Origin of the sequence: Streptomyces sp. NPDC048644, assembly GCF_043199105.1 — a bacterium.
Taxonomy (GTDB): Bacteria; Actinomycetota; Actinomycetes; order Streptomycetales; family Streptomycetaceae; genus Streptomyces.
Genome location: NZ_JBICVO010000009.1, coordinates 75,302 through 101,241 on the forward strand (window position 1 = coordinate 75,302; position 25,940 = coordinate 101,241).

The 25,940-nt window shown below is 72.7% G+C and carries 20 protein-coding genes; 4 read left to right on the forward strand and 16 right to left on the reverse strand.

Annotated elements, in window-relative coordinates; translation table 11 throughout:
* Positions 1-209: 209 nt before the first annotated feature.
* A complete protein-coding gene (locus ACGFNI_RS21645; protein ID WP_393686051.1) occupies positions 210-416 on the reverse strand; it encodes a hypothetical protein in 207 nt (68 codons plus the stop codon).
* Positions 417-1,071: 655 nt separating this feature from the next.
* Between ACGFNI_RS21645 and ACGFNI_RS21650 the strand changes: the two genes are divergently transcribed.
* Positions 1,072-2,469 carry a protein kinase gene (locus ACGFNI_RS21650; protein WP_393686053.1) on the forward strand — a complete coding sequence of 466 codons (1,398 nt, stop codon included), beginning with the start codon at positions 1,072-1,074 and terminating at the stop codon, positions 2,467-2,469.
* A 25-nt stretch (positions 2,470-2,494) separates the two neighbouring features.
* Here ACGFNI_RS21650 and ACGFNI_RS21655 read toward each other — a convergent pair whose 3' ends face one another.
* The 8 genes from ACGFNI_RS21655 to ACGFNI_RS21690 all read right to left on the reverse strand — a co-directional run bounded on the left by ACGFNI_RS21655 (position 2,495) and on the right by ACGFNI_RS21690 (position 14,078).
* Complete coding sequence (locus tag ACGFNI_RS21655; RefSeq protein ID WP_393686055.1) at positions 2,495-3,313, reverse strand: TrmH family RNA methyltransferase; 819 nt, start codon at positions 3,311-3,313, stop codon at positions 2,495-2,497.
* Positions 3,314-3,366: 53 nt separating this feature from the next.
* On the reverse strand, positions 3,367-4,599 hold the full coding sequence (gene cobA / locus ACGFNI_RS21660; RefSeq protein WP_393686057.1) for a uroporphyrinogen-III C-methyltransferase: 1,233 nt from the start codon (positions 4,597-4,599) through the stop codon (positions 3,367-3,369).
* A 253-nt stretch (positions 4,600-4,852) separates the two neighbouring features.
* The gene (gene cobT / locus ACGFNI_RS21665; RefSeq protein ID WP_393686059.1) at positions 4,853-8,947 is read right to left on the reverse strand and encodes a nicotinate-nucleotide--dimethylbenzimidazole phosphoribosyltransferase; all 4,095 of its coding nucleotides are present in this window, start codon (positions 8,945-8,947) and stop codon (positions 4,853-4,855) included.
* Between the two features lie 238 nt (positions 8,948-9,185).
* Positions 9,186-10,406: a precorrin-6y C5,15-methyltransferase (decarboxylating) subunit CbiE gene (gene cbiE, locus ACGFNI_RS21670; protein ID WP_393686061.1), complete on the reverse strand. Its 1,221-nt coding sequence runs from the start codon at positions 10,404-10,406 to the stop codon at positions 9,186-9,188.
* A 142-nt stretch (positions 10,407-10,548) separates the two neighbouring features.
* Entirely contained in the window at positions 10,549-11,184 is a 636-nt protein-coding gene (locus ACGFNI_RS21675) for a GNAT family N-acetyltransferase (protein WP_393686063.1), read from the reverse strand.
* 176 nt (positions 11,185-11,360) lie between these two features.
* Positions 11,361-12,215 carry a MetQ/NlpA family ABC transporter substrate-binding protein gene (locus ACGFNI_RS21680; RefSeq protein WP_393686064.1) on the reverse strand — a complete coding sequence of 285 codons (855 nt, stop codon included), beginning with the start codon at positions 12,213-12,215 and terminating at the stop codon, positions 11,361-11,363.
* Positions 12,216-12,282: 67 nt separating this feature from the next.
* Positions 12,283-13,017 (reverse strand): methionine ABC transporter permease, encoded by a 735-nt coding sequence (locus ACGFNI_RS21685; protein ID WP_393686066.1) that lies wholly within the window; start codon positions 13,015-13,017, stop codon positions 12,283-12,285.
* Positions 13,014-14,078: a methionine ABC transporter ATP-binding protein gene (locus tag ACGFNI_RS21690; protein WP_393686068.1), complete on the reverse strand. Its 1,065-nt coding sequence runs from the start codon at positions 14,076-14,078 to the stop codon at positions 13,014-13,016. Before ACGFNI_RS21690 ends, ACGFNI_RS21685 begins: the two co-directional genes overlap by 4 nt.
* A gap of 658 nt (positions 14,079-14,736) precedes the next feature.
* Between ACGFNI_RS21690 and ACGFNI_RS21695 the strand changes: the two genes are divergently transcribed.
* Both ACGFNI_RS21695 and ACGFNI_RS21700 read left to right on the forward strand, forming a co-directional pair.
* Positions 14,737-15,105: a hypothetical protein gene (locus tag ACGFNI_RS21695; protein WP_393686070.1), complete on the forward strand. Its 369-nt coding sequence runs from the start codon at positions 14,737-14,739 to the stop codon at positions 15,103-15,105.
* Complete coding sequence (locus ACGFNI_RS21700; RefSeq protein ID WP_393686072.1) at positions 15,098-15,541, forward strand: hypothetical protein; 444 nt, start codon at positions 15,098-15,100, stop codon at positions 15,539-15,541. Before ACGFNI_RS21695 ends, ACGFNI_RS21700 begins: the two co-directional genes overlap by 8 nt.
* Positions 15,542-15,604: 63 nt before the next feature.
* Here ACGFNI_RS21700 and ACGFNI_RS21705 read toward each other — a convergent pair whose 3' ends face one another.
* Together ACGFNI_RS21705 and ACGFNI_RS21710 are read right to left on the reverse strand one after the other, a co-directional pair.
* Entirely contained in the window at positions 15,605-16,108 is a 504-nt protein-coding gene (locus ACGFNI_RS21705) for a GNAT family N-acetyltransferase (protein WP_393686074.1), read from the reverse strand.
* 297 nt (positions 16,109-16,405) lie between these two features.
* Positions 16,406-17,578: a glycerophosphodiester phosphodiesterase gene (locus tag ACGFNI_RS21710; protein ID WP_393686076.1), complete on the reverse strand. Its 1,173-nt coding sequence runs from the start codon at positions 17,576-17,578 to the stop codon at positions 16,406-16,408.
* 251 nt (positions 17,579-17,829) lie between these two features.
* Here ACGFNI_RS21710 and ACGFNI_RS21715 point away from each other — a divergent pair, with 251 nt between their 5' ends.
* Positions 17,830-18,498: a lysophospholipid acyltransferase family protein gene (locus ACGFNI_RS21715; RefSeq protein WP_393686078.1), complete on the forward strand. Its 669-nt coding sequence runs from the start codon at positions 17,830-17,832 to the stop codon at positions 18,496-18,498.
* A 67-nt stretch (positions 18,499-18,565) separates the two neighbouring features.
* Here the strand turns inward: ACGFNI_RS21715 and ACGFNI_RS21720 are convergent, their stop codons facing one another.
* The 5 genes from ACGFNI_RS21720 to ACGFNI_RS21740 form a co-directional block, all read right to left on the reverse strand.
* On the reverse strand, positions 18,566-20,536 hold the full coding sequence (locus ACGFNI_RS21720; RefSeq protein ID WP_393686079.1) for a bifunctional metallophosphatase/5'-nucleotidase: 1,971 nt from the start codon (positions 20,534-20,536) through the stop codon (positions 18,566-18,568).
* A gap of 302 nt (positions 20,537-20,838) precedes the next feature.
* On the reverse strand, positions 20,839-22,428 hold the full coding sequence (locus ACGFNI_RS21725; RefSeq protein ID WP_393686081.1) for an MFS transporter: 1,590 nt from the start codon (positions 22,426-22,428) through the stop codon (positions 20,839-20,841).
* Positions 22,425-22,976: a TetR/AcrR family transcriptional regulator gene (locus ACGFNI_RS21730; RefSeq protein WP_393686083.1), complete on the reverse strand. Its 552-nt coding sequence runs from the start codon at positions 22,974-22,976 to the stop codon at positions 22,425-22,427. The genes ACGFNI_RS21725 and ACGFNI_RS21730 overlap by 4 nt, the downstream gene beginning before the upstream one ends.
* A gap of 152 nt (positions 22,977-23,128) precedes the next feature.
* The gene (gene argH, locus ACGFNI_RS21735) at positions 23,129-24,565 is read right to left on the reverse strand and encodes an argininosuccinate lyase (RefSeq protein WP_393686477.1); all 1,437 of its coding nucleotides are present in this window, start codon (positions 24,563-24,565) and stop codon (positions 23,129-23,131) included.
* A gap of 109 nt (positions 24,566-24,674) precedes the next feature.
* The gene (locus tag ACGFNI_RS21740; protein WP_393686085.1) at positions 24,675-25,868 is read right to left on the reverse strand and encodes an argininosuccinate synthase; all 1,194 of its coding nucleotides are present in this window, start codon (positions 25,866-25,868) and stop codon (positions 24,675-24,677) included.
* Between the last annotated feature and the right edge of the window lie 72 nt (positions 25,869-25,940).

Here is a 25,940-nt window from a genome sequence, read left to right on the forward strand (position 1 = left end):
TGACGCGTGGTGCGTGAAGGCGGGCCGGGCTCGGCCCGGTCCGGAATCGTACGCGCGGCGGGTGCGGACCGCGGCGGCGGTGGGAAAGCCCGATGGCCGGGCATCTCCCCAGATGCCCGGCCACTCGTGCCGTCCGCCGTACCCCCGTCCCCACGGGGTTGTCGGCCGGAGTCCCCCGTCCCGGGCCGCTCTCCCGGGACCGGGACGCCTCAGCGCCCCAGCATTCCGGCCACGGACGACGCCTGTGTCATGACGGCTTCCCAGCCGCCGAACGCCACGGCCAGGAAGATCGCCAGTGGCAGCACCATCGCCACGGCGACGAGGGGATGGCGGGTGCCCGAGGGCTGCCGGCCGAGCGCCGCGGCGGTCTTGCGCCCCTGCGCCCGGAGGCCCGTACGCCCTGGGATGTCCGGCATCACCTGACTCCTGTCCTGAATCCGCAGCGGCGGGTGTCTGACCTCGGGGGACGAGTGCTCCACCCGCCGCTTGATCTCCACAGTAGGCAACCGGCGGCGGACCGGCGTCAGCCCGTCGTACCGATGATGGGCCTCCAGGAGGATGACGGCGGGGCGCCGTGTGTACTCCCCTGGTTGGAGAGCGGGTGGCGGTGACCCCGAGGCAACCCCGAGGCGGTTCGGTGCGCCGCACGGTGCGGGCGGACCGTCGCCCCGTGCTCCCGGCCGGTGGCACCGGTTCCCCTGCGGGTGACTTCTCTCACTCCCGCAACTCCCCTCGCTCCTCCGGGTCATGCTCCGCACGCTCCGCACCCGGCCCGCACCACGGGGACTTGGGCGCTCCCGGGCGGCTTCCGGACCCCCCGCGCGCGTCTGACCTGGTGCCCCTCCCCCGCGCCAATCCCCTTTCCAGGGCCGAGGATTGGGACCGCGCGAAGGGCGGCGGACGCGCGGCCCGACCGCGCCGGGGCCACCGCGCCCGGATCCCGCCGCCCCGCGGTATTCCCGGTGCCGACGCATGCGCGGCCTCTCAGCGCAGCGGGCCGTCAATCCGTAAGCTGTGCCACGTCAGACGGTTGGCAGCGTGGGGCCTCCCCACCGTAGGTAGGGGACGGACATGGCGATGATGCGGCTCCGGCGCGAGGACCCGCGTGTCGTCGGCACGTTCCGGCTGCACCGCAGGCTCGGCGCGGGCGGGATGGGCGTCGTCTATCTCGGCTCGGACAAGCGCGGGCAGCGGGTGGCGCTGAAGGTGATCCGCCCGGACCTGGCGGAGGATCAGGAGTTCCGCTCGCGGTTCGCCCGCGAGGTGTCGGCGGCCCGGCGGATCCGCGGCGGCTGTACGGCGCGGCTGGTCGCGGCCGATCTCGACGCGGACCGGCCGTGGTTCGCCACCCAGTACGTGCCAGGTCCTTCGCTGCACGACAAGGTGAACGAGGAGGGCCCGCTGTCCCCCGCGCAGGTCGCCTCGGTCGGCGCCGCGCTCTCCGAGGGGCTGCTGGCCGTCCACGACGCGGGCGTGGTCCACCGCGACCTCAAGCCGTCCAACATCCTGCTGTCCCCCAAGGGGCCGCGGATCATCGACTTCGGCATCGCCTGGGCGACCGGCGCCAGCACGCTGACGCACGTCGGCACCGCGGTCGGCTCCCCCGGGTTCCTCGCGCCCGAGCAGGTGCGCGGGGCCGCGGTCACCCCGGCGACGGACATCTTCGCGCTCGGTGCCACCCTCGCCTACGCCTGCACCGCCGACTCGCCCTTCGGACAGGGCAGTTCGGAGGTCATGCTCTACCGCGTGGTGCACGAGGAGGCGCAACTGGCCGGGGTGCCGGACGCGCTGGCGCCGCTGCTCGCCTCCTGTCTGGCCAAGGATCCGGCGGACCGCCCCAGCACGCTGTCCCTCTCGCTGCGGCTGAAGGAGATCGCGGCCCGTGAGGCGCACGGCCTGTCGGGCCCGGCGGAGAGCGCGGCGGGCGGCCCGAGTCCGGGGGCGGGCCGGGCCCGTACGGACCGCCGTCCATCCGACCGGCCCACCGGGCAGCGCGCCGAGGAGTACGCGCGCCAGCGCACCGAACGGCGGGTGACCGGTACCCCGCCGCCGCGTCCGCAGGCCGCCAGACCCCCGGCGCAGCGGGAGGGTTCGCCCTCCCGGCCGTCCGGTCATCCGTCGGCGCCCGGCGGCGGCAACGCGCGGTCAGGCGGGCCACATTCGGGGCGTGCCCCGGCCGCCGGTCCTGCCGGGCGCAAGGGGCGCCGCGCCCCGGTGCGTACGGGGTCGGGCGGCCGGCGGCCCGGTCCTGACCGGCGGCTGCTGCGGCAGCGGATCATCGTGTTCGTGACGGTGACGCTGCTGGTGGCGCTCGGTATCGCGGCGGCGCAGGGCTGTCAGGGGCCCACCCGAGGTCTTGGCACGGAGCGAAACGTTCCGGTGACCCACGCCGCGGCGGGCACACCGACTGCCGGGCCGGCGGCGGAGGATGACGGTACGAAGGATCCGGCCGCCTGGCGGGCCCGCTGACCTTCGTCCGGGCCCGCCCGTCAGGTCAGTCCTTCGGGCGGCCGGTGGCGACCGCGTAGAACGCGACGGCCGCCGCGGCGCCGACGTTGAGCGAGTCCACGCCGTGCGCCATCGGGATCCGCACCCACTCGTCGGCGGCCCGCAGCGCTCCGGTGGACAGTCCTTCGCCCTCGGCGCCGAGCATCAGGGCGGCGCGCTCCAGGGTGTGCGGCGCGGCCTCGTCGATGGCGGTGGCCTGCTCCGCGGGGGTCAGCGCGAGCAGCTTGAAGCCCGCCTCCCGTACGGCGGCGAGGTCGCGGGGCCAGCTGTCGAGCCGTGCGTACGGCACGGAGAAGACGGCGCCCATGGAGACCTTGACCGAGCGCCGGTAGAGCGGGTCGGCGCAGTCCGGGGAGAGCAGGACGGCGTCCATGCCGAGGGCGGCGGCGCTGCGGAAGATCGCCCCGATGTTGGTGTGGTCGTTGACCGCCTCCATGACCGCGATCCGCCGTGCGCCGCCGAGCAGTTCGGCGGCCGTGGGCAGGGGTTTGCGCTGCATGGAGGCGAGCGCGCCGCGGTGGACGTGGTAGCCGGTCACCCGCTCGGCGAGGTCCGGGCTGACGGCGTAGACGGGGGCCGGTACCTCGTCGATGACGTCGCGCATGACGTCGACCCACTTGGCCGAGAGAAGCATCGAGCGCATGGTGTAACCGGCGTGCCCTGCGCGCCTGATGACCTTCTCGCCCTCCGCGATGAACAGGCCATCGGCGGGCTCGCGCCGGCGCCGCAGCTCGACGTCGGTGAGGCCGATGTAGTCGCTCAGCCGCGGGTCGTCCGGGTCATCGACGGTGATGATTTCTGCCACGGGGAGATAGTGCCTTGTCGGTGTCGAGGTGCCAATGCCGGTTACGGAATCGGCTACTTACGGGTAGGTGAGGCGACCGCGACGACGTCTCCGACGACGATGACCGCCGGGGGCCGTACGCCTTCGGCCCGTACCGTCTCGCCGAGCGTCGCGAGGGTGGCGTCGACGCGGCGCTGGGCCGCGGTGGTGCCCTCCTGGATGACGGCGGCTGGGGTGTCGGCGGGGCGGCCGTGCTCGATGAGCTTGGCGGCGATGGCGCCGCTGTTCTCCACGCCCATCAGGACGACGAGGGTGCCGCGCAGCTTGGCGAGTGCGGGCCAGTCCACCAGCGAGCGCGCGTCGTCGGGGGCGACGTGGCCGCTGACGACCGTGAACTCGTGGGCGACGCCGCGGTGCGTGACGGGGATGCCGGCCGCGCCGGGTACCGAGATGGTGCTGGAGATGCCGGGGACGACCGTGCAGGGAATGCCCGCCTCGGCGAGGGCCTGGGCCTCTTCCATCCCGCGGCCGAAGACAAACGGGTCGCCGCCCTTGAGCCGGACCACGGCCTTGCCGGCCTTCGCGTGCTCGATCAGCGCGTGGTTGATCGCTTCCTGGGCCATGAAGCGGCCGTAGGGGATCTTGGCCGCGTCGATGATCTCGACGTGCGGCGGGAGTTCGGCGAGCAGGTCGCGGGGGCCGAGGCGGTCGGCGATGACGACGTCGGCCTCGGCGAGCAGCCGCCGGCCGCGGACGGTGATCAGGTCGGGGTCGCCGGGGCCGCCGCCGACCAGGGCGACGCCGGTGGCGCGGCTGCGGTGGTGCGGTGCGGCGAGGGTGCCGTCCCGCAGTCCTTCGACGATGGCGTCGCGGACGGCGGCGGAGCGGCGCGGGTCGCGGCCGGTGAGCACGGCGACGGTGACACCCTCGCTGTGGCCGGTGGCAGGGGTCCAGGCGGTGGCCGCCTCGGCGTCGTCGGAGCGTACGCACCACACGCGGTGGTCCTCGGCCTCCTGGGACGCGGCGGCGTTGGCCTCCGGGTCGTCCGTGGAGATCAGCGCGTACCAGGCGCCGGTGAGGTCGCCCGCGCGGTAGCGGCGGCGCTCCCAGCTGATCTCGCCGGTGTCGGCCATGGCCTCGACCGAGGGGGTGGCGGACGGGGAGATCAGCAGGACGTCGGCACCGGCGGCGATGAGCGCGGGGAGCCGGCGCTGGGCGACCTGTCCGGCGCCGAGGACGACCACGCGGCGGCCGGACAGGCGCAGTCCGACGGGGTAGGCGGCGTGTTCGGCGACGTGCTCGGCCATGGCGGTGTGGCTCCTTGATGCGGAAGGGTGCGAGATCGGCGGCTGCCGCTGCGGCGCTGGAGCGGCTGGTGAGGGGTGGTACGGCCGGGGTGCCGGTGCGGGGGCATCCTGGCCGCCAGCCTAGATGAGCGCTCCCGAGGGGCGGGCACCCGCTCATCCCTGCGGCTCGCGGCCCGGCGCACCGGTGGAGGGTAAGGCCCCGGCCCGCAACGTGCAGAGCTGCGGGCCGGGGGTGCTGCGGCGGCGGTGCCGGTCAGTCCTTCTCGGTCACCCCGGCCGCGTCGAAGGTGGCGACTTCGTGCATGGCGCGGGCGGCGGCCTGCACGACGGGGAGGGCGAGCAGCGCGCCGGTGCCTTCGCCGAGCCTGAGGTCGAGGTCGACCAGCGGGCGCAGGCCCAGCTTGGTCAGGGCCGCGACGTGTCCCGGCTCGGCGCTGCGGTGGCCCGCGATGCAGGCGGCCAGCGCCTCGGGGGCGATGGCGCGGGCGACCAGGGCGGCGGCGCCCGCGCTGACGCCGTCGAGGATGACCGGGGTGCGCAGCGAGGCACCGCCGAGGATCAGGCCGACGAGTGCCGCGTGCTCCAGGCCGCCGACCGCGGCGAGGACGCCGATCGGGTCGGCCGGGTCGGGCCTGTGCAGCTCCAGCGCGCGGCGGACCACCTCGACCTTGCGGGTGTGCGTCTCGTCGTTGATGCCGGTGCCGCGGCCGGTGACCTCGACCGGGTCGGCGTCGGTGTAGACGGCGATCAGGGCGGCCGAAGCGGTGGTGTTGGCGATGCCCATCTCGCCGGTCAGCAGCGCCTTGTTGCCGGCCGCGACGAGGTCACGGGCCGTCTCGATGCCGACCTCGATCGCCTTGAGCACGTCCTCGTGGGACATCGCGGGGCCCGCGGTGAAGTCCGCGGTGCCGGGGCGGACCTTGCGGGGCAGCAGGCCGGGCGTCGCGGGGAGTTCGGCGGCCACGCCGACGTCCACGATGCAGACCTCGGCGCCGACCTGGTTGGCGAAGGCGTTGCAGACCGCGCCGCCGCCCAGGAAGTTGGCGACCATCTGGCCGGTGACCTCCTGGGGCCAGGGAGTGACGCCCTGGGCGTGCACGCCGTGGTCGCCCGCGAAGATCGCGACGGCGGCCGGCTCCGGGATGGGCGGCGGGCACTTGCGGGAGAGTCCGCACAGCTGCGCGGAGATGATCTCCAGCATGCCCAGCGCCCCGGCGGGCTTGGTCATCCGCTTCTGCCGCTCCCACGCCTCGCCGAGCGCCTTGGCGTCCAGCGGGCGGATGCCGTGCAGCGTCTCCTGGAGCAGGTCGTGCGGGTCCTCGCCGGGCAGGGCGCGGCGGCCGTAGGTCTCTTCGTGGACGACCCAGGACAGCGGGCGGCGCTTGGCCCAGCCCGCCTGCATCAGCTCGGGCTCGTCGGGGAACTCGTCGACGTAGCCGATGCAGAGGTAGGCGACGACCTCCAAGTGCTCGGGCAGGTCCAGCGCGCGGACCATCTCGCGCTCGTCGAAGAAGCTGACCCAGCCGACGCCGAGGCCCTCCGCGCGGGCCGCCAGCCAGAGGTTCTCCACGGCGAGCGCGGAGGAGTACGGGGCCATCTGCGGCTGGGTGTGCCGGCCGAGGGTGTGCCGGCCGCCGCGGGTGGGATCGGCGGTGACGACGATGTTGACGGGCGTTTCGAGGATGGCCTCGATCTTCAGCTCGCGGAACTGCTTGGCGCGGGCCTTGGGCAGCGACTTGGCGTACGCGTCCCGCTGGTCCGTCGCGAGCTGGTGCATCCGCTCACGGGTCTCGTCCGAGCGGATGACGACGAAGTCCCAGGGCTGGGAGTGGCCGACGCTCGGCGCGGTGTGCGCCGCCTCCAGGACGCGCAGCAGCACGTCGTTGGGGATCGGGTCGCTGCGGAAGCCGTTGCGGATGTCTCGGCGTTCGCGCATCACGCGGTGGACGGCGGCGCGTTCGGAGTCGTCGTACGGGGCGGCCGGGGCCTGGAGCGGGCCGCTTTCGGGCTCCGTTCCGTCGTCCACCGGTCCGTCCACCGGTCCGTCCTGGGGCAGGTCGGACGGGGCGGCGGGGGCCGTGGCTTCGGCGGGGTCGGCCGCGGTCGCTGCGGGGGTGTCCGCCGCCTCGCCGGTCTCCGCCGTCGCCGCCGTCTGCTCGGCTCCGGGGGTGGCGGCGCGGTCGTCGGCCGCGGCGGCTTCGGCCTGCGGTGCGGCCGGTGCCTCGGCGGCGTCCTGACTTACGGGGTGAGCCTGGTCCTGGCCCGCGCCGTCGGGGGCCTGCTCCGCGCCCTCGGGCTGGGGCGCGGCCTCGGGCTGCTCCTGGGACGGGGCCTGGCCGTCGGAGCCGTCGGACTCGCCGAGCTGGACGAGTTCGGCGCCGTCCTGCTGCTGCGGCGCGGGGCCTTCGGCTGCGGCGGGCACGGCGTCGGCGGGTACGGCGATTCCGGCGGGCACGTTCCCGGGCCAGCCGTCGATCGGGGTGCCGGCGGCCGGGGTGCCGTGAAGCGGGACGCCGACGGGGAAGGCGCCGGTGGCCTGGGCAACGGGCTGCGGCTGTCCGGGGATCTGCTCGGCGGGCGGCTGCTCCGGGTGCGGCGCAGCGGCCGTCCCCTCCGGGGCGACGGCTTCCGGCTGCGCCTCGGCGGCGTCCTGCGGCTCCGCGGCATCGGGCGCCGGGGCGCCGCCGTCGGCTGCCGGGGCGGCCTCCGCGACGACAGCACTGCCGTCGCCCCGGGCCTCCCCGTCGGCCTCGGCCGGAACGCCGTCCGCCGCCTGCTCGCCGTCCGGCACCTGGTCGCCGTGGTCACCCTGCGGTGCCTGGTCCGCGGGCTGTTCGGACTTCGGCTCCGCGGCCTGTTCCGTCTCCTGGGCCTCGGCCTGCGGCGACGGCGGGGCCTGGGCTCCGGCGTCCTCGGCGGCCTGCGGTTCACCGGCTGCGGCGCCCGCGGCCTCGGGGACCTGGTCGCCGACGGCTGCCGACGGCTGCTGCGGCGCGGCCGGGGCAGGCTCGGCGGCGGCCTGCTCCTCCTGGGGGGCGGCCGGTGCGCCGTCGGCGGTGGGCTGCGCCGGGGCGGCGGGCTCCGTGTCCTGCGGCGCCGGCTGCTCGTCCGCGTCCTGCGCGGTGGCCGCGGCGGCGGACGGGGCATCGGCCGCCGGCTGCTCCTCCTGCGGCGTCCGCTCGGTGGCGGACGGTTCCGGCGCGGCCTGTATGACCTGGTCCGCGGTCGCCTGGAGCGGCGACTGGACCTGGGCGTCCGGGGCCGCCTGCGCGGGAGTTGACCCCTCGGCTTCCGGCGTCGCCGGGGCCGTTGCGGGCTGCGGAAGGTCCTGCGGCGCGTCATCGGCCTGCGGCGGCGCGGCGGATACGGCGGCCTGCTCCGCGGCGGCCGGGGCGGCGCCGACGGCCCGGGCGTCCTCCGGAGCCGTCTCGTCCGGTGCCTGCTGCGGTTCCTGCGCGTCCTGCGATTCCTGCGCGTCCTGGGGTGCGACCGCGCCGTCCGGCACGCCGCCCTGCTCGGCCGTTCCTGCCATCGGGAGGCCGACGGCCTGGGCCGACGCCTCGCCCCACGGCGGCACCTGCGACGGGATCTCGCCGAGCTGCGGGCCCGGCAGCGGGGCCTCGCCCGGCGCGCCGTACGCGGTGAGTCCCTGGGCCTGCGGGCCGAACGACCGGCCGTCGTGGGCGGTCCCGCCCGGCTGTCCGGCGTACGCCTGGACGGTCTCCTGCTCGGCCGGGGCCTCGGTGGCGGGGCCCGCTTCGGGGACGTCGAGATACTCGGGGCCGACGGTGGGCGGGCCCGGCTGCCGTACGGGCATGGGCTGGGGCGGGTGCGCGGGGCCGCGGTCGGCGAGCGAGCGGACCACGCCGCCGGTCGCGTCGGGCACCGGCGGGCCCATGTGGAGCGGGCGGCGCGGCGGCGCTGCCTGGGCCGCCGCCGGCATCCGCTCCTGCGGGGCCGGGGCGGTCTGCTGGAGGCGGACGGCTTCGAAGTCGACGGAACCGGTGTCGCGGCCACCGCTCTCGTGGTCGCCGGCCTGGGCGGGCAACTGCGCGCCGGCGACGGCTTCCTGGGGCGCCGGGACGGCCGCCTGCGGCTGCGGGGGCGGCTGGGGCACCTGGTGTTCGCTCCAGGCGCCCTGGGCGCCCGGCATCAGCAGCAGATCGTCGTCATCGGTCACGACCTCGGCCGGTTCGACGTAGGGGTAGGCGTCCGGGGGCGGCAGCACGCCCGGCTCGATCGGTGCGGAGCCGGCAGGGGAGGGGACGGCCGCCGGCTGCGGCTGCCCGGGATGTCCGCCTGCGTTCTCCGGCAGTCCCTCGCCCGGGACCTGGCCGGTGTCGGTCATGCGTACCCCTCGCCCATTGGTAGTGCTCCTTCTCAACCGCTCGTACGACGCGCTCGACCGGGACGCGTCGTACGCCCCGATAGCTAGAACGAGCGAGCACGCCTCCCGGCACGTCCGCCCTCTAGAGCTTCATTTTCAGCCAAAACCGCGGCATTTTCCGGATATTGGTGTACGAAGCCGAACGCGGCACGGCGGCGCAACGATCCGCCAGCCTACCTTCCGCGGGTCGCCGTCCTGGTCACGGGTGAGGAACGCGATAGCCGCTCAGCAGAAAGACGACGGAGCGCTCGCGTTCGACCCATGCCGAAGTGTCCAGATCGACGGATTGCAGCAGCGCGCACTCGACGTCGTACCCGCCGTCGGCCAGCGCGCGGCCCAGCGACTCGGCCTCGTCGCGGGTCGACGCGTGGGTGACGATCCGCTCCGGACGGCGGGCCGCGCAGGCGGTGACCACCGCCGCTCCCCCGCCGCCGACCCGCACCACGTCGGGTTCGGGCAGGTCTTCGAGGATCTGCGGCGCGCGGCCGTGGACGACCTGGAGCTGGACGCCGTAGCGCCGGGCGACGGCGGTGGTACGGCCGCAGGCGTCCGGGTCGGCGTCCACCGCGATGACCGCGGCGCCGAAGCGGGCGGCCTCCACCGCGGCGGCCCCGCAGCCCGAGCCGATGTCCCAGACCAGCTCGCCCACCTGCGGCCCGAGCCTGGCCAGTTGGGCGGTGCGCAGCTGGACGGACTCGCCCTCGCCGAGCACGCCGCCGTAGGCGCCGGCCGGCAGTCCCCAGCCGCGCGGCCCGGTCGGGTGCCCGACGTCGTGGCCGGCGATCCAGCCGCTGCCCTGGGCCGCGGCGCCGCCGGCCGAACCGCCGACGACGATGACGACGTTGGGGTCGCGCCAGTCGTGGTCGGCCGCCTTGTCCGAGGTGAGAACCGTCACCCGCTCGCGGTCGGTGCCCAGCGCCTCGCAGATGACGAACGTACGGTGCACGCCGCCCAGCAGCAGGGCGAGTTCGGCGGGCCCTGCGCCCGGTGCGGTGAGCACCGCGACCTTGGGGTGGGCGCGGCAGACGTTGACCGCGCGGCGCAGGTCGCGGCTGTGCGCGACGACGATCTGGGCGTCGTCCCAGGGCATTCCGGCCCGTGCGAAGGCGGCGGCGACGGAGGAGACGGCCGGTACGACCTCGACCTCCAGGCCGTGTTCGGGGGCGCGCAGGGTGCGCACGACGCCGAAGAAGCCGGGGTCGCCGTCGGCGAGGACGACGGCGGTGCCGCGGTGCTGGGCGATCCGGCGGGCGGCGAGCGAGACGCTGCCGAGCCGGATGCGTTCGGCCGCGGGCGGCACTTCGGGCAGTGCGAGGTGGTGGGCCGCGCCGGCCACGAGGGTCGCGGCCCCCAGCGCTGAGCGGGCGGCGGCGGTGAGCGGCGAGCCGTCCCAGCCGATCACCGTGACCCGGTCGGCCATGCTTCGTCAGTCTCCTGTGGCTGGTGGGGTTACGCGGGCGGGGTGCGGGGATCCGCGGCGCCGCAGGTCCGCGCGGGGCGGAGGGCGGCAGGCCGAGACTACCCCCGGCGGGTCCGGTCCCGGGATCGGGTCCGGTGCCGGGTCAGTTCCACTCCGGGTGGGCGAAGCCGTTGGCGTCGACCGTCCTGCCGGGCAGCACTTCGAGGTCTTCGGGCAGCAGACTCCAGACGATGAGGTCCGTGCGGATGTCCGCCCAGCCGCCGTCCTCGGTGCGGCTGCGGGCTATCCAGGCGTTGCGCAGGACGCCTTCGCTGATGCAGCCGGTCTTCTGCGCCACCTGCTGGGACGCGGTGTTGCCGGCCGCGGTGCGCAGTTCGAGGCGCTCGAACCGCTGGTCGTCGAAGAGCCACTGGGCGACGGCGAGCGTGGCCTCGGATGCGTAGCCCTCGCCCCTCGCCCAGGCGGCGACGATGTACGAGAGTTCGGCGGAGCGCACCCGCCAGTCGGTGTTGCTGAGCTGGACGACGCCGACCAGGCGCTGGGTGAGGAATTCGGTGACCGCGAAGTCGATGCCGCGCCCCGCGGCGCGTTCGGCGGGCGCGTACCGGGTGGCCCAGTGGCGGGCGGCGGCTTCGGTGTAGGGCTGCGGTACCGCGGTCCACGCGGCCACCAGCTCGTCGTTCATCATCGCGGCCAGCGCGGGGGCGTCGGTCTCGTCGAAGGGGCGCAGGACCAACCGCTCCGTGTTGATGGAGATGTCCGGAAAGGTGGGTGTCATGCCGCTGCTCCAACGCCGTTGACCGTAGAACTCCGGGAAGTTACGGGTCGTTTTCGATCATCTTGTTGACCTCGTGAGTGCACCAGCATGCAGCATCCGGACGGGGATGTGCCAAGCACAACGGCCCGTGCGCAGCACCTGGCTGCGGACGGGCCGTCGGGATGCCTGGCGCGGGGTCAGCTCTTGGGCTTGCCGAAGGACGGCAGGGCGGAGCCGTCGCTGTAGGTCTTCTCGATGTACTTCTTGACCGCGTCGGAGTTGAGGAGCTTGGCGAGCTTCTCGACCCGCGGGTCGTCCTCGTTGCCCTTCTTCACGGCGAGGAAGTTGGCGTACGGGTTGCCCTGGACCGGCTCGATGGCCAGGGCGTCCTTGGACGGCTTGAGCTTGGCGGGGATGGCGTAGTTGCCGTTGATCGCCGCGGCGTCGTAGTCCGGCAGGGAGGACGGCAGGGTCTCGGCCTTGGCCTCTTCGAACTTCAGGCCCTTGGGGTCCTTGATGTCGTTGAGACCGGGGTTGTCGGCGTTCTTGTCCTTGAGGACGATCAGGCCCTTGGAGTCGAGCAGCTTGAGGGCGCGGCCCTGGTTGCTGGGGTCGTTGGGGACGCCGATGACGCTGCCGGAGCCGAGTTCCGAGAGCTTGGTGTGCTTCTTGGAGTAGAGGCCCATCGGCTCCAGGTGCACGTTGACCACCGGGACGAGGTGGCCGTTCTGCTTCTTGTTGTACTCGTCGAGGTATTCCTTGTGCTGGAAGTAGTTGGCGTCCAGCTCCCCGTTCTCGGTGGCGGGGTCGACGAGCGTGTAGTCCTCGAAGGTGCGGACGTTGAGCTTGAGCCCTTCCTTCGGCGCCAGGTTCTTCTTGACGTAGTCGAGGATCTGGCCCTGCGGGACGGAGGTGGCCCCGACGGTGAGCGGCGCGCCTGCGTCGTCCTTCTTGCCGGTGTCGGGGTCGGACGGGGCGCTGCACGCGCCGAGTCCGAAGGTGAGGGCTGCGGCGGCCACGACCGCCCCGGTGATCTTGATGGTGTTACGCACGAAGAGTGCCTTTCTTGCGGGTGTGTCGTCCGGCAAAGGGTCCGGACTCCGGGTCACAGAAGACGCGTCAGATCTTGGCGGTCTGCTCGGACGGCTTGCGCTGTCCGGGCAGGCGCAACAGCCGTACCGGGCTGTTGGCGCGGGAGGAGCGGCGGGACAGGATGCGCACCGCGAGGTCGCCGATGAGCTGGACGAGGGTCACGATGACGATGATGAGGACCACCGTGACGATCATGAAGCGGGTGTCGAAGCGCTGCTGCCCGTAGGTGATGGCGACGCTGCCGAGTCCGCCCGCGCCCAGGGCGCCGGCCATCGCGGAGTAGCTGATGACGGTGATGACGGTGTTGGTCAGACCGGCCACGAGCGAGGGCATGGACTGCGGGAGCAGGACCTTGAAGACGATGGTCCAGGTGCCGCCGCCCATGGACTGGGCCGCCTCGACGAGCCCGCCGTCGACCTCGCGCACCGAGGTCTCCACCAGCCGCGCGAAGAACGGGATGGCGCCGATGGCGAGCGGGACGACCGCCGCGCTCGGGCCGATCGATGTGCCGATCACGAAGCGGGTGAAGGGGATCAGGGCGATCATCAGGATGACGAAAGGCAGCGAGCGGCCGATGTTCACGACGACGCTGATGACCTTGTTGACCACAGCGTTCTGCAACTGTCCGCCGCGCTCGGTGAGCACCAGCAGCACACCGAGCGGCAGACCGCCGACGACGGCCCACACGGTCGCCCACCACACCATGAAGAAGGTGTCGAGACACGCGTTGTAGAGCAGCGGCTGCATGTCGCTCCAGCTCACTTGGCACCTTCCTTCAGGGACGAGGCGCCGGGCGCCGGGGACGTGGCGGGCTCATCGGCGGCGTCGGCGACGTCCACCTGCAATCCCTGTTCGCGGAGGAAGCCGATGGGGACGACGTTCTCCTCGAACGGGCCGGGCAGTGCGATCCGCATCCGCCCTACCTGCTTGCCGCCGATGGTGTCCATGGCGGCGCCGAGGATCGAGATGTCGACGTTGTAGGTACGTGACAGCTCGGAGATGACCGGGCGGGTGGCGGCGTCGCCGTGGAAGGTGACGTCCACGACCGTGCGGCCGTCGGCGGAGGGCTCGCCGCCGACCGGGAACAGCTCGCGGGCCAGTTCGGAGCCGGGGGTGGCGAGGAGTTCGGCGACGGTGCCCTGTTCGACGACGCGGCCGTTCTTCATCAGTGCCGCCGAGTCGCAGATGGTCTTGACGACGTCCATCTCGTGCGTGATGAGGACGACGGTGAGGCCGAGCTGCTGGTTGAGGTCGCGCAGCAGCTGGAGGATGGAGCGGGTGGTCTCCGGGTCCAGGGCGCTGGTGGCCTCGTCGGAGAGCAGCACCTTGGGGTCGCCGGCCAGGGCGCGGGCGATGCCGACGCGCTGCTTCTGGCCGCCGGAGAGCTGGGCGGGGTACGCCTTGGCCTTGTCGGCGAGGCCGACGAGGTCGAGCAGTTCGAGCGCCTTGCGGGCGCGTTCGCGGCGGTCGACCTTGAGGATTTCCAGGGGCAGTTCGACGTTGTCCTGGACGGTGCGCGAGGACAGCAGGTTGAAGTGCTGGAAGACCATGCCGATGTGGCTGCGGGCGGCGCGCAGGGCGGCGCCGGCGCGCTTCTGGTTGCCGGCGAGCGCGGTGAGGTCCTGGCCGGCCACGGTGACCGTGCCGGAGCTGGGGCGCTCCAGGAGGTTGAGGCAGCGGATGAGGGTGGATTTACCGGCGCCGCTCTGGCCGATGACGCCGTACACCTCGCCCTCGCGGACGTGCAGGTCGACGCCGTCCAGGGCGGTGACTACGCGGTCGCCCGATCGGTAGACCTTGGTCAGGCCCGTTGTGGTGATCACAGGGAATTCCGTCACTGTCGAGTGCTCGGCGGCTCGCCCGCCGGGCACGGGGCATTCTTGCGAGTGCGGCATGGGGGAACCGGGGAAGGCGGGCTCGGGGCCGGGCTTCGGGTTCCGGTGACGCGCGGGGCGGCCGGTTCCGCGGGGACGGACGTATTCGGCACATGGCAGCAGGTCTCGCTTCGGGGCGCGAGGCTCAGGCGGGGGCCCTCAGCGGTCACACATTCGACACATGCAACGAGCACCGGGCGTCGTGATCGCCTCGGTCGCAGGGGTGCGGCTGCTCGTCGTGGTCATAGCGGCCAGTAAACCAGACGGCTCCGCGCGCCCCTCAAGCCTGTCCGCATAACGGACAGGGCCGATCAGAGGGTGGACGACGGGCCCGCCGCCACGGTCTCCACCGCCCCCTCGCTGGCCTGCGTGGATGCCACCGGGAAGCCGGGACGGCCGCCGGTGCCGGGCAAACACGGCACCGGCAGGTTGTGGCCAACACCACGGCCCCTGCCCCGGCAGCAGGACGCGGCGGCACCGGCCGGCACCGCCGTGCCGGGCCACCGCGGCGTGCCGGGGCCGGACGCAGCCGCCCGCCGGGCGCCGATTAGCATCGCCTCATGCCCCACAACCCCACGGTGCGCCGCCGTGCCGCGCGGAGGTCCCGGTGATCGACGCCCTGACGATCGTGGTCGCCGTGACCGCTCTCGCCCTGGCCGCCTGGTGCGGTGTCGCCACGTACCGCGACGAGCCGACGAAGGACTGGCACTTCATCGGCATGGCCGTCGTCTCGCTCCTCGGTATCGTCCAACTGGTCGTCGCCGTCGTGCAGTTGGCGCGCGGGCAGTCGCCCGACCAGGGCACCGCGATCTTCGTCGCGTATCTGGTCGGAGCGGCGGCCTGCATCCCGGCGACCGGGTTCATGTCGCTCTCCGAGCGCACCCGCTGGGGTTCGGCCACCGTCACGGCGGGCGCCGTGGTGCTTGCGGTGCTGGAAGTAAGGCTTTTCGACATCTGGGGAGGCGGCAGTGCCTGAGACCTCTGCGACCACCGCGGCGAAATCCGCCGCCCCGGCCGGGGAACGGCGCTCGCTCGGCACCGGACCCGGGCGGCTGCTGGTCACGCTCTACGGCGTCTTCACCGTCGCCGCCGCGTCCCGCTCGCTCTATCAGCTGATCGCCCAGTTCGACGTGGCCCCGCTGCCGTACATCCTGTCGGCGGTCTCCGCTGTCGTCTACGGCTTCATCACCTTCTCGCTGGTGCGCGGCGGCGAAGGGGCCCGCAGGGCGGCGTTCGCCTGCTGCGCCCTGGAACTGCTCGGGGTGCTGGGCATCGGCACCTGGACGCTGGCCGACCCGTCCGCCTTCCCGGACGCCACGGTCTGGTCCGACTACGGCATGGGTTATCTCTTCATCCCGGTCATCCTGCCGGTCACCGGCCTCATCTGGCTGCGCAGGTCCCGTACCGCGTAGCCGTCCCGCCTGTGGTGGTGCGGGGTCCGCGGCGAACCGCCGTACGGGCCCCGCACCGCTTCGTCAGGCTCCGGCCGCGTACGCCGCAGCGGCGGCCGGCTTCTCCAGCGTGATCACGCTGAGCCTGCGGGTGACCTCATCCGTCCCGACGGGCGCGTAGCCGTGGCTGCGGTAGAGGTGCAGACCGGCCTCGCTGCGGTGGCCGGTGAACAGGCGGTAGCGCTTGGCCGCCCGCTCCTCGCCGAGCCTGGCCTCGACGGCCGCGAGCAGCCGGCCGCCCAGGCCGTGCCGCTGGAGCCTGGGGTGCACGATGAGCTTGGCAATGTCGGCGGTGCCTTCGGCGTCGACCGTGCCGCGCACCGAGCCGACCACCTCCGCGCCGAGCCTGGCCACCAGCACGCAGCCGTCGCCCAGTTCCGTGCGGAGCGCCGCGAGGCTCTGGGTGAGCGGCTCGATGCCGTAGTCGTCGTACAGCGCGGCCTCCGACTGGTAACAGAGGTACTGGAGTTTGAGGATCTGCTCGGCGTCCTGGTCGGTCGCCGCAGAGATGGTCACGCTCGTGCCCATGCGCGTCTGCCTCCCCTTTTCGGTTCGCTGTGGCCGGGCGCGCTGAGGGTGTTGGGGGTACGCCCGGAACGAATGGCCCTGACCGGCGGCGCTGGGATACGCGCCGCCGCCATGGCGTGACTGACACTGCTGCACTCCGCACTCCCCGGAATTCGGCAGCGGCAATCTCCGCCGCGAGCATTCTGCGACGGCAAAGGGGACAACCGGAACGGACCGGCCCCAAGCTCCCCTGTGACTTTGCCAACTCCGATGAGCGGCGCAGGGGGTGGGGCCGGTCCGGTGCGGGCGGCCGGGCGGTCAGCCCTTGCGGAACTCCGCGGCGGCCAGCAGCGCGGTGTCGGGGTTGTCGGAGAACAGCCCGTCGATGCCGGTGCCGAGGTACGCCCGGAAGACGGCGAGGGAGTCGCCGTACGCCTGGGGGTCGCTGCCGCGGCGGTGGTCGGCGGGCAGGAAGGGGTTCTCGTTACGGACGGTGTAGGGGTGCAGCACCAGACCGGCGGCGTGCGCGTCCTTGACGACCGAGGTCGGCTCGCCGAGCTTGTCGTCCTTGTCCCAGGGGATGATCACGGTCAGGTCCGGTCCTATGCCCTGCGCGAAGCCGGCTATCCACGCCAGGCCCTTGGGCGTGATCAGGTCGGCGACCGTCCGCGGGTCACCGGACTCGAGGAAGTCCCACGGCTGGGTGTCGGGGGTGGAGAGCAGGACGACCTTGGGGCAGTCCACCAGCTTGCCGAGCCGCTGGAGGCTGCTGGGCTCGAAGGACTGCAGGAAGTTCGGCGCGTGCTTCTTGTGCCTGCCGTACTTGCGCAGCGCCTTGGCCAGCCGCTCCTCCAGGCCGAGGCCCAGCTTGCGGAAGTAGGTGGGGTGCTTGGTCTCGATGTGCAGCCAGACCCGGCGGCCCCGCTTGCGGCCCTCGCGCTCGGCCCACTGGAGCACCTCGTCGAAGGAGGGCACCTCCCACACCCCGTCGTACAGGGTGTTGTGCTGCCGGTTGCCCGGAATGCGCTCCTTGGCGCGCAGCGTCTTGATCTCGGCGAGCGTGAAGTCCTCGGTGAACCAGCCGGTGTGCTTCTCGCCGTCGACGGTCTTGGTGGTCTTGCGGTCGGCGAACTCGGGGTGGTCGGCGACGTCCGTGGTGGCGGTGATGTCGTTCTCGTGCCGGCAGACCAGATGCCCGTCCTTGGTGGGGACGACGTCCTGCTCGATGATGTCCGCGCCCATGTCGAGGGCGAGTTGGTACGAGCCGAAGGTGTGCTCGGGGCGGTAGCCGCTGGCTCCGCGGTGGCCGACGATCAGCGGCACCGGCAGTTCGTGGCCCCCGCCGCCGTGGCCCGCCGCGCCACGGTCACCGGACGCGGCGGTGCGCCCTGCCGCGCCCGCCGGTCCGGCCGCGCCCAGTACCGCCGCGCCCGCGCCCAGGGCCGCTGCCCCCAGTACCTTCCGGCGTCCCGGCTGCTGCCGCTTGTGCATCCCCGCTCCTTGCTCCGTGCTGTATCGGTCGTCCCTGACCTGCTGTTGGGACGGTCCGATCGTATGCACGACCGGGGGCATCCGGGGAGACGGGCAGCGGTGTGAGAGGGAACATGGGACAAACGCGTGTCAACTCTGCGTATCCGTCCGGTGAACCCGATGTGCGGGCGGAGGTGACCCGCGAGTATCGTCCAGAGCCGCTGAGTAGTCCTGCACCTGTTCGCTTCGACCAGCCACGCCCGGAGGGCCCGTTGTCCCGCATTCTGCTGAAGGCGATTCTCGGATTCGTCATGCGCGTCCTGTACCGCCCGAAGGTCGAGGGCATGGAGCACATCCCGGACACAGGACCCGTCATCATGGCCGGCAACCACGTCACCTTCATCGACTCGCTGTTCCTGAGCCTGGTGGTCAAGCGCCCCGTCTACTTCATCGGCAAGGACGAGTACGTCACCGGCAAGGGCGTCAAGGGCCGCCTGATGGCCTGGTTCTTCACCAGCTCCGGGATGATCCCGGTGGACCGGGACGGCGGACGCGGCGGCGTCGCGGCGCTGATGACCGGCCGCCGGATCCTGGAGGACGGCCACGCCTTCGGCATCTACCCCGAGGGCACCCGCTCCCCCGACGGCCGGCTCTACCGCGGCCGTACCGGCATCGCCAGGCTCGCGCTGATGACCGGCGCGCCCGTCGTGCCCTTCGCGATGATCGGCACCGACAAGGTGCAGCCCGGCGGCAAGGGCAGGCCGCACGTCGCCCCGGTGACCGTCCGCTTCGGCGAGGCGCTGGACTTCGCCCGCTACGACGGCATGGACCGCGACCGCTACGTCCTGCGCGCGGTGACCGACGAGGTCATGAGCGACGTCATGGAGCTGTCAGGCCAGGAGTACGTCGACATCTACGCCACGAAGGCCAGGGCCGCCTGACCCACCGTCCGCCGCACGGGCCGCATCCCTCACGGGGGTGCGGCCCGTTGCCGTACCGGGGGCGGGGTCAGCAGGGCACCCGGAAGCCGCCGGGCGCGCGCTGTCCCTCGGGGCCGCCGGTCCGCGCGGCGCGCAGGGCCGCCTCGGGCCGCGGCATCGCGCTGCCGTCCGCCTGCCGCAGCTGCGCCCGTTCGGTGACGGTGCCGACGCGGGCGCCCGGCACGTCCGCGTTCTTCACCCGCACCCGGTCCAGGGCGGCGGGCGCAAGCGTCTTCGTGGTCCGTACGTAGGAGACGAAGCTCTCGAAGTCCCTGGTGTGCCGCACCGGCGCGGTGAAGCCCAGGAAGGCGCTGAAGCCGTCCTGGTTGATGAGGGTGTACGAGGGGGCGGCGAGCCGGTAGGAGCGGGCCGGGTCGAGGGCCTTGCCGTCGATGAGGACATCGGCGGGGTCGACGCGTTTGCCCACCGGGCCCGCGGCGTCGAAGGAGTAACGGACGTTGGCGGAGACGGCCAGCGGTGCGAAGGACAGGACGCCGCCGGAGGCCGGCGCCCACTGTTCCTCCAGCGCGTCGTGGATCTGCGCGCCGGTGACGGTCACCGTCATGACCGGGTCGCCGAACCCGACGGCGTTCCACGCCTTCCCGAACGTGACGGTGCCGCCGGAGGCTTCGTCGCGTACCAGGTCGGCGGCGATGACGGCCTGTCCGATGCGCGGCGCGACGGCGATGAGGGCGAGGTCGGCGGGGGTGTTGGCGGGCCCGCCGGGGTCGGCTGTCGGGTCGAGCGGCTGCCGTCCCGCCCACAGCGCCCAGTCGGCCGCGAGGTCGCCCATGGTGCTCTCGCCCGCGGCGTTGCCGGCACGGGTGAACGATCCGGTCTGGGTGCCGAGCGCGGTGGCGGCGCGCCGGGTTCCGTAGCCGGCCCAGTAGTCGGCGATCTCCCGCAGCTCCGGATCGGGAGTGATGTCACGGGTGTTGGGGTGGTTGGTGGTCGTGGTCAGGGACCGGACGACGGCTCCCGTGACGGGGTCGAGGCGCAGGTTGATCTCGTTGATGAGCTGCCCGTAGCAGCCCGCTTCCACGAACGGGCGGGGGGTGCCTTCGGGATCGGGCAGCATCATGGAGAAGGCGCAGTGCCAGTGTCCGGTGACGATCGCGTCGATGTCGGGCGAGGCGCGCAGGGCCAGTTCGTAGGCCGGTCCCGAGGGGTTGCTGCCGCTGTTGAAGTCGCTGCCTGCCACGGCGCCGTCGTGCATGCTCAGCACGATGGCGTTGACGCCGCGGGCCTTGAGTTCGGCGGCGCGGCTGTTGGCGGTCTCCAGTTCGTCCAGGGTGCGCAGTCCCGGCTGGTAGGAGCCGGGGAAGGACTCGGTGCCGACGGCGGTCAGGTGGATGAAGCCGACCGGCAGCGTACGGCCGCCGCCGGCGTCCACCTGCACGATGTTGTACGGCGGCAGCACGGTCTTCCCCGTGCCCGACCAGACCATGTTGGCGCTGTAGTAGGGGAAGTCGGCGCCGTGGAACCGCCGTCCTGTGGAGTCCTTGAAGGCGTCGTCGCGGTCGATGACGGGGAAGGGCCTCCCCGCTTCCATGTGCGAGGTGAGGAAGGCCGCCGACTTGTCGAACTCGTGGTTGCCCGCGGAGGCGAAGTCCAGGCCCATCGCGTTCAGGGCCTCGATGGTGGGCTCGTCGGCGAGCGAGGAGGCGTCGAACTCCCAGCCGGAGAAGAGGTCGCCGGGCGCGAAGAAGACGGAGTTGGTGCGGCCGGCCCGCAGCGCCTCCAGGTGCGCGCCCATGTACGCCACCCCGCCCACGGTGTAGGTGCGGCCACCGGCGCCGGTGATGACGGAGTTGCCGCCCGGGGCGCCCTGGAGGAAGCCGTGCAGGTCGGTGATGCTGAGGAGTTGCACGTCGACGTATTCGGTGGCGGTGGCCGCGTCGCGTGCGTGGTCGGTGGCGTAGGCGCGGCTGCCGATGGCGCCGGTGGTGGCCAGGGCTCCGGCCGCGGTGAAGAAGGAGCGTCGTCCGATCTCGCGCACTGCGTCACTCTCCTGAACGGGCCCGACCGAAGGGAACGGACGGAGAGTCAAACGGGCGGGTCGGGCCGGCCGGCCTCCGGGACGCGTCCCGGACGTGAACAGGCGGCGGACAGCGGTCCCGGCGGCGTGCCGTATGGATCATGGCGCTCGCGTCGCGCGCCGCCCGGCAGGACACGCCCCGCCGGCGCGCGCCGGGCGCCGGCGTCCCCCGTCCGCCTCAGGACACCGAACGGCCGTACGGGCCGCCGTGCGCCGGAGCGTGCGGCGGCCCGTCGGGCCGGGTGGCGGGGGCGGTGCCCGGGTTACGCGGATCCGGCGGGGCGCTCGGGCACGGTCTCCGGCTCGGGCTCGGGGCTCTCGCCCAGTTCCTGGCCGTGCAGCAGGAACCACGCGGCGACCGACGCGGCCAGCAGCACCGCAGCGCCGACCCCGGCCGCCACGTCGAGTCCGTCGACGAAGGCGTCCTGAGCGGTCTTCAGCAGCGCGGCGGCCTGGTCCTGCGGGAGCGACGAGGCGGCGTCGACGGCGCCGCCCAGGGATTCCCTGGCCGCGTCGGCCGGGGCCGCCGGTACGCCGGAGGGGGTGGCGAAGCCGCGGTAGATGCCGGTGACGATGGAGCCGAGCAGGGCGATGCCGAGCGCGGCGCCCAGTTCGTAGGCCGTCTCGGAGACCGCGGACGCGGCGCCCGCCTCGTCCCTGGGCACGCTGGAGAGGATCACGTCGGCGGTGACGGTGAAGGCGAATCCGGCGCCGATGCCGACGACGAAGAGGATGGTGGCCAGCGCGAGGGTGCCGGTGTCGGCGTGCAGGGTGACGCAGCCGGCGAGAGCGAGCCCGACGACCGCCAGGCCGCCGGCCACCACGATGCGCACGGACAGCCGTCTGGCGACGTATCCGGCGGCGAGTCCTGCGCCCACCGCGCCGATCGCGGCGGGGAGTTCGGTGAGCCCGGCGTTCAGCGGCGAGCGCAGTTGCACCATCTGGAGGAACTGGGAGAGGAAGAAGACGAGCCCGGACAGGCCCAGGATGGTCAACAGGTCGGCTAGTACCGCCCCGGAGAAGCCGCGGTGGTGGAAGAGCTTCATGTTCAGCAGCGGCGAGGGCAGCGCGTACTGACGGCGGACGAACACGACCAGCGCCAGGATGCCGATGGCGGCGGCCACCGCGATGTCCCAGCGGAAGCCGTGCACCGCGGCTTCCTTGATGGCGTAGACCACGCCGACGATGCCGACCAGCGAGAGGGCGACGCTGGGGATGTCCCACGGTCCGGGGTCCGGGTTGCGGGATTCGGGGATCACCCGGGCGCCGACGACCACCAGCAGCGCCATCACCGGCAGGTTGATCAGGAAGACCGAGCCCCACCAGAAGTGGCCGAGCAGGAAGCCGCCGAGTACCGGCCCGACGGCGGTGCCGGCCGAGGCCATCGCGCCCCAGATGCCGACCGCGAGGCTGCGTTCCTTCGGGTCGTGGAAGAGGTTGCGGATCAGCGCGAGGGTGGAGGGCATCAGCGTCGCGCCGGCCACGCCGAGCAGGGCGCGGGCCGCGATCATCATCTCCGGGCTGGTGGCGTACGCGCACAGCGCCGACATCGCGCCGAACACGACGGAGCCGATGAGCAGCAGCTTCTTACGGCCGATCCGGTCACCGAGGCTGCCCATGGAGACCAGCAGTCCGGCGATGACGAAGGAGTAGATGTCGCCGATCCACAGCAGTTGGGTGCCCGACGGCTTCAGGTCCTCGCTGAGGAAGGGGGTGGCCAGGCCGAGGACCGTGGCGTCCACACCGACCAGCAGTACGGCGAGGACGAGGACGGCGAGCGCGAGCCAGCGTCCTGGGCGGGGGTGGTCCTCGTGGGCCGAACCTGCCGGTCCCACCGCTGCGCTCTCGCTCATTTCTCCATGCTCCGTCGGATGCCGCCGAGCAGCAGCTCGGCGATCGAGTGGGTGAGGTCGTTGCGGGCGACCCGGCCTTCCTGGACGGCCCACGCGCCGGCGCCGACGAGTCCGTAGAACGCCTCGGTCAGCCAGGTCGCGCTCAGGTCGATGCGGAAGTCGCCCTCTTCCTGGCCGCGGCGGAACAGCGCGTGGATGCGGGTGTCGAGGCGGGCCCAGCCCGAGTTGACCTCCTCGCCCTCGAACAGCTGGTTCTCGGTGAACAGGAAGGCCAGCACGCCGGCGACCGGCTGCGCCTCGGTGACCAGCCGGCGCAGCGCGGTGGCGGCGTCGTCCTCGTCGAGCCTGGCGGCGTCCATCGCCTGGGCGAGCTGTTCTATGCCGAGCTGTTCCAGGGCACGGATCAGCGCGTCGCGGCCGGCGAAGTGCCGGTGCAGGGTGGCCCTGCTGATCCCGGCGGCGCGGGCGATCTCGTCCATGGAGGAGGTCGACCGGCGCGCGAGCAGCGCGGCGGCTTCTTCCAGTACGTGTGCACGATCCACGGCCATGAGACGCACCTTAACGGAATGAGACGTGAATGTCTCATTCCATACGCGGGGCGCTCCCTGGGGGGATGTCGGATCCCTGCCGGGCCGAAACGGCGGCGGCCCCCACCCGGCCGATCAGGTGGGGGCCGCCGCACGGGCAGGGCGCGGTGTCCCTACGTCGTCGGCTGCTTCGCCGTGGCCCAGGCCCGCTGCGTCGCCAGGTCCGCCGTCACCTCGGCGAGCTGGACGGCGACGGCGGACGGCGCGGTGCCGCCCCGGCCGCTGCGCGAGGCGAGCGCGCCCGGCACGTTGAGCACGGTGCGGACCTCGGGGGTCAGATGCGGCGAGATCTTGGCGAACTGCTCGTCGGTGAGCTCGTCCAGCTCGATGCCGTGCGCCTCGCACTCCTTGACGCACTCACCGGCGACCTCGTGCGCGACCCGGAACGGCACACCCTGCTTGACCAGCCACTCCGCGATGTCGGTGGCGAGCGAGAAGCCCGCGGGGGCCAGCTCCGCCATCCGTGCGCGGTTGACGGTCAAGGTGGCCATCATTCCGGTGAAGGCCGGGAGCAGGACCTCCAGTTGGTCACAGGAGTCAAAGACCGGCTCCTTGTCCTCCTGGAGGTCGCGGTTGTAGGCGAGCGGCAGCGCCTTGAGCGTGGCCATCAGGCCGGTCAGGTTGCCGATGAGGCGGCCCGACTTGCCGCGCGCCAGCTCGGCGATGTCCGGGTTCTTCTTCTGCGGCATGATCGACGAGCCGGTGGAGAAGGCGTCGTGCAGGGTCACGAAGGAGAACTCCTTCGTGTTCCAGATGATGACCTCCTCGGCGATCCGGGAGAGGTTGACGCCGGCCATCGCGGTGATGAAGGCGAACTCGGCGACGAAGTCACGGGAGGCCGTGCCGTCGATGGAGTTGCCCGCGCTGCCGTGCTCGAATCCGAGGTCGGCGGCGACCGCCTCCGGGTCGAGGCCGAGCGAGGAGCCGGCCAGCGCGCCGGAGCCGTACGGGGACACGGCGGTCCGCTCGTCCCACTGCCGCAGCCGCTCGGCGTCCCGGGACAGCGACTGGACGTGGGCCAGCACGTGGTGGGCGAAGAGCACCGGCTGGGCGTGCTGGAGGTGGGTGCGGCCCGGCATCGCGACGTCAGGGTGCGCCTCGGCGAGGCCGACCAGCGCCTCCTGCAGCTCGACGAGCAGGCCGCCGATGATCCGGGCGTGGTCGCGCAGGTACATCCGGAAGAGCGTGGCGACCTGGTCGTTGCGGGACCGGCCGGCCCGCAGCTTGCCGCCGAGGTCGGCGCCGAGCCGCTCCAACAGGCCGCGCTCCAGGGCGGTGTGCACGTCCTCGTCGGCGACGGTGCCGGTGAAGGACCCGTCGGCGACGTCGGCCGCCAGCCGGTCGAGTCCGGCCAGCATCCGCTCCAGTTCGTCGGCGGTGAGCAGTCCGGCCTTGTGCAGCACGCGGGCGTGTGCGCGGGATCCGGCGATGTCGTAGGGGGCCAGACGCCAGTCGAAGTGGACCGAAGCGGACAGCTGGGCGAGTGCCTCGGCCGGTCCGTCGGCGAATCGGCCGCCCCAGAGCCGGACGTCTCCCGTGCTCTTGTCGATCGAATCGGCGCCGTTGCTCACTGCTGCTCCTCAAGGCTGTGACGGTACGACCGCTTCCCCGCGCGGGGCGGGGAAGCGGGGTGGTGCCGGAAAGTGACGGGTCCTGGGCTCAGCCCTGGTCGCGCCGGGCGGCGATCTTGCTGGACATTCCGAAGAGCTCGATGAAGCCCTTGGACAGCGACTGGTCGAAGGTGTCGCCGGTGTCGTAGGTCGCCAGGTTGAAATCGTAGAGCGAATCGGCGGACTTCCGGCCGGTGACGACCGCACGACCGCCGTGCAGGGTCATCCGGATGTCGCCGGTGACGTGCTGGTTGGCCTCGGCGATGAAACCGTCCAGGGCGCGCTTGAGCGGCGAGAACCACAGGCCGTCGTAGACCAGTTCGCCCCAGCGCTGCTCGACCTGCCGCTTGTAGCGGGCGAGTTCGCGCTCGACGGTGACGTTCTCCAGCTCCTGGTGCGCGGTGATCAGCGCGATGGCACCGGGAGCTTCGTAGACCTCGCGGGACTTGATGCCGACCAGCCGGTCCTCGACCATGTCGATCCGGCCGATGCCCTGGGCGCCGGCCCGGACGTTGAGCTGCTGGATCGCCTCCAGGACGGTGACGGGCCTGCCGTCGATCGCCACCGGGACACCCTGCTGGAAGGTGATGACGACCTCGTCGGCCTCGCGCGCGGTGGCCGGGTTCTCGGTGTACTCGTAGACGTCCTCGATCGGCGCGTTCCAGATGTCCTCCAGGAAGCCGGTCTCGACGGCCCGCCCGAAGACGTTCTGGTCGATGGAGTACGGCGACTTCTTGGTGGTCGCGATCGGGAGGTTCTTCGCCTCGCAGAAGGCGATGGCCTTGTCCCGGGTCATCGCGTAGTCACGTACCGGGGCGATGCAGGTGAGGTCGGGGGCGAGGGAGGAGATGCCGGCCTCGAAGCGGACCTGGTCGTTGCCCTTGCCGGTGCAGCCGTGGGCGACGGTGGAGGCGCCGTGCTTCTCGGCGGCGGCCACCAGGTGCTTGACGATGGCCGGCCGCGAGAGGGCGGAGACCAGCGGGTAGCGGTCCATGTAGAGGGCGTTCGCCCGGATCGCCGGGAGGCAGTACTCGTCGGCGAACTCGTTCCTGGCGTCCGCGACCTCGGCTTCGACGGCGCCGCAGGCCAGGGCGCGCTTGCGGATGACGTCCAGGTCCTCGCCGCCCTGGCCTACGTCCACGGCAACGGCGATGACCTCGGCGCCCGTCTCCTCGGCGATCCAGCCGATGCAGACAGAGGTGTCAAGGCCGCCTGAGTAGGCGAGTACGACGCGCTCGGTCACGGGTTTCTCCTTACGGTGCATACGCTGATGGGCATAAGTATGCACTCCACCGTATGTTTCGTCAATGAGCGA

Excerpts from the sequence above, each read along its gene's own strand:
- ACGFNI_RS21645 (WP_393686051.1), bottom strand. The coding sequence starts at position 416 with ATGCCGGACATCCCAGGGCGTACGGGCCTCCGGGCGCAGGGGCGCAAG.
- ACGFNI_RS21650 (WP_393686053.1), top strand. The coding sequence starts at position 1,072 with ATGGCGATGATGCGGCTCCGGCGCGAGGACCCGCGTGTCGTCGGCACG.
- cobA (WP_393686057.1), bottom strand. The coding sequence starts at position 4,599 with ATGGCCGAGCACGTCGCCGAACACGCCGCCTACCCCGTCGGACTGCGC.
- cobT (WP_393686059.1), bottom strand. The coding sequence starts at position 8,947 with ATGACCGACACCGGCCAGGTCCCGGGCGAGGGACTGCCGGAGAACGCA.
- cbiE (WP_393686061.1), bottom strand. The coding sequence starts at position 10,406 with ATGGCCGACCGGGTCACGGTGATCGGCTGGGACGGCTCGCCGCTCACC.
- ACGFNI_RS21675 (WP_393686063.1), bottom strand. The coding sequence starts at position 11,184 with ATGACACCCACCTTTCCGGACATCTCCATCAACACGGAGCGGTTGGTC.
- ACGFNI_RS21705 (WP_393686074.1), bottom strand. The coding sequence starts at position 16,108 with ATGGGCACGAGCGTGACCATCTCTGCGGCGACCGACCAGGACGCCGAG.
- ACGFNI_RS21710 (WP_393686076.1), bottom strand. The coding sequence starts at position 17,578 with ATGCACAAGCGGCAGCAGCCGGGACGCCGGAAGGTACTGGGGGCAGCG.
- ACGFNI_RS21725 (WP_393686081.1), bottom strand. The coding sequence starts at position 22,428 with ATGAGCGAGAGCGCAGCGGTGGGACCGGCAGGTTCGGCCCACGAGGAC.
- ACGFNI_RS21730 (WP_393686083.1), bottom strand. The coding sequence starts at position 22,976 with ATGGCCGTGGATCGTGCACACGTACTGGAAGAAGCCGCCGCGCTGCTC.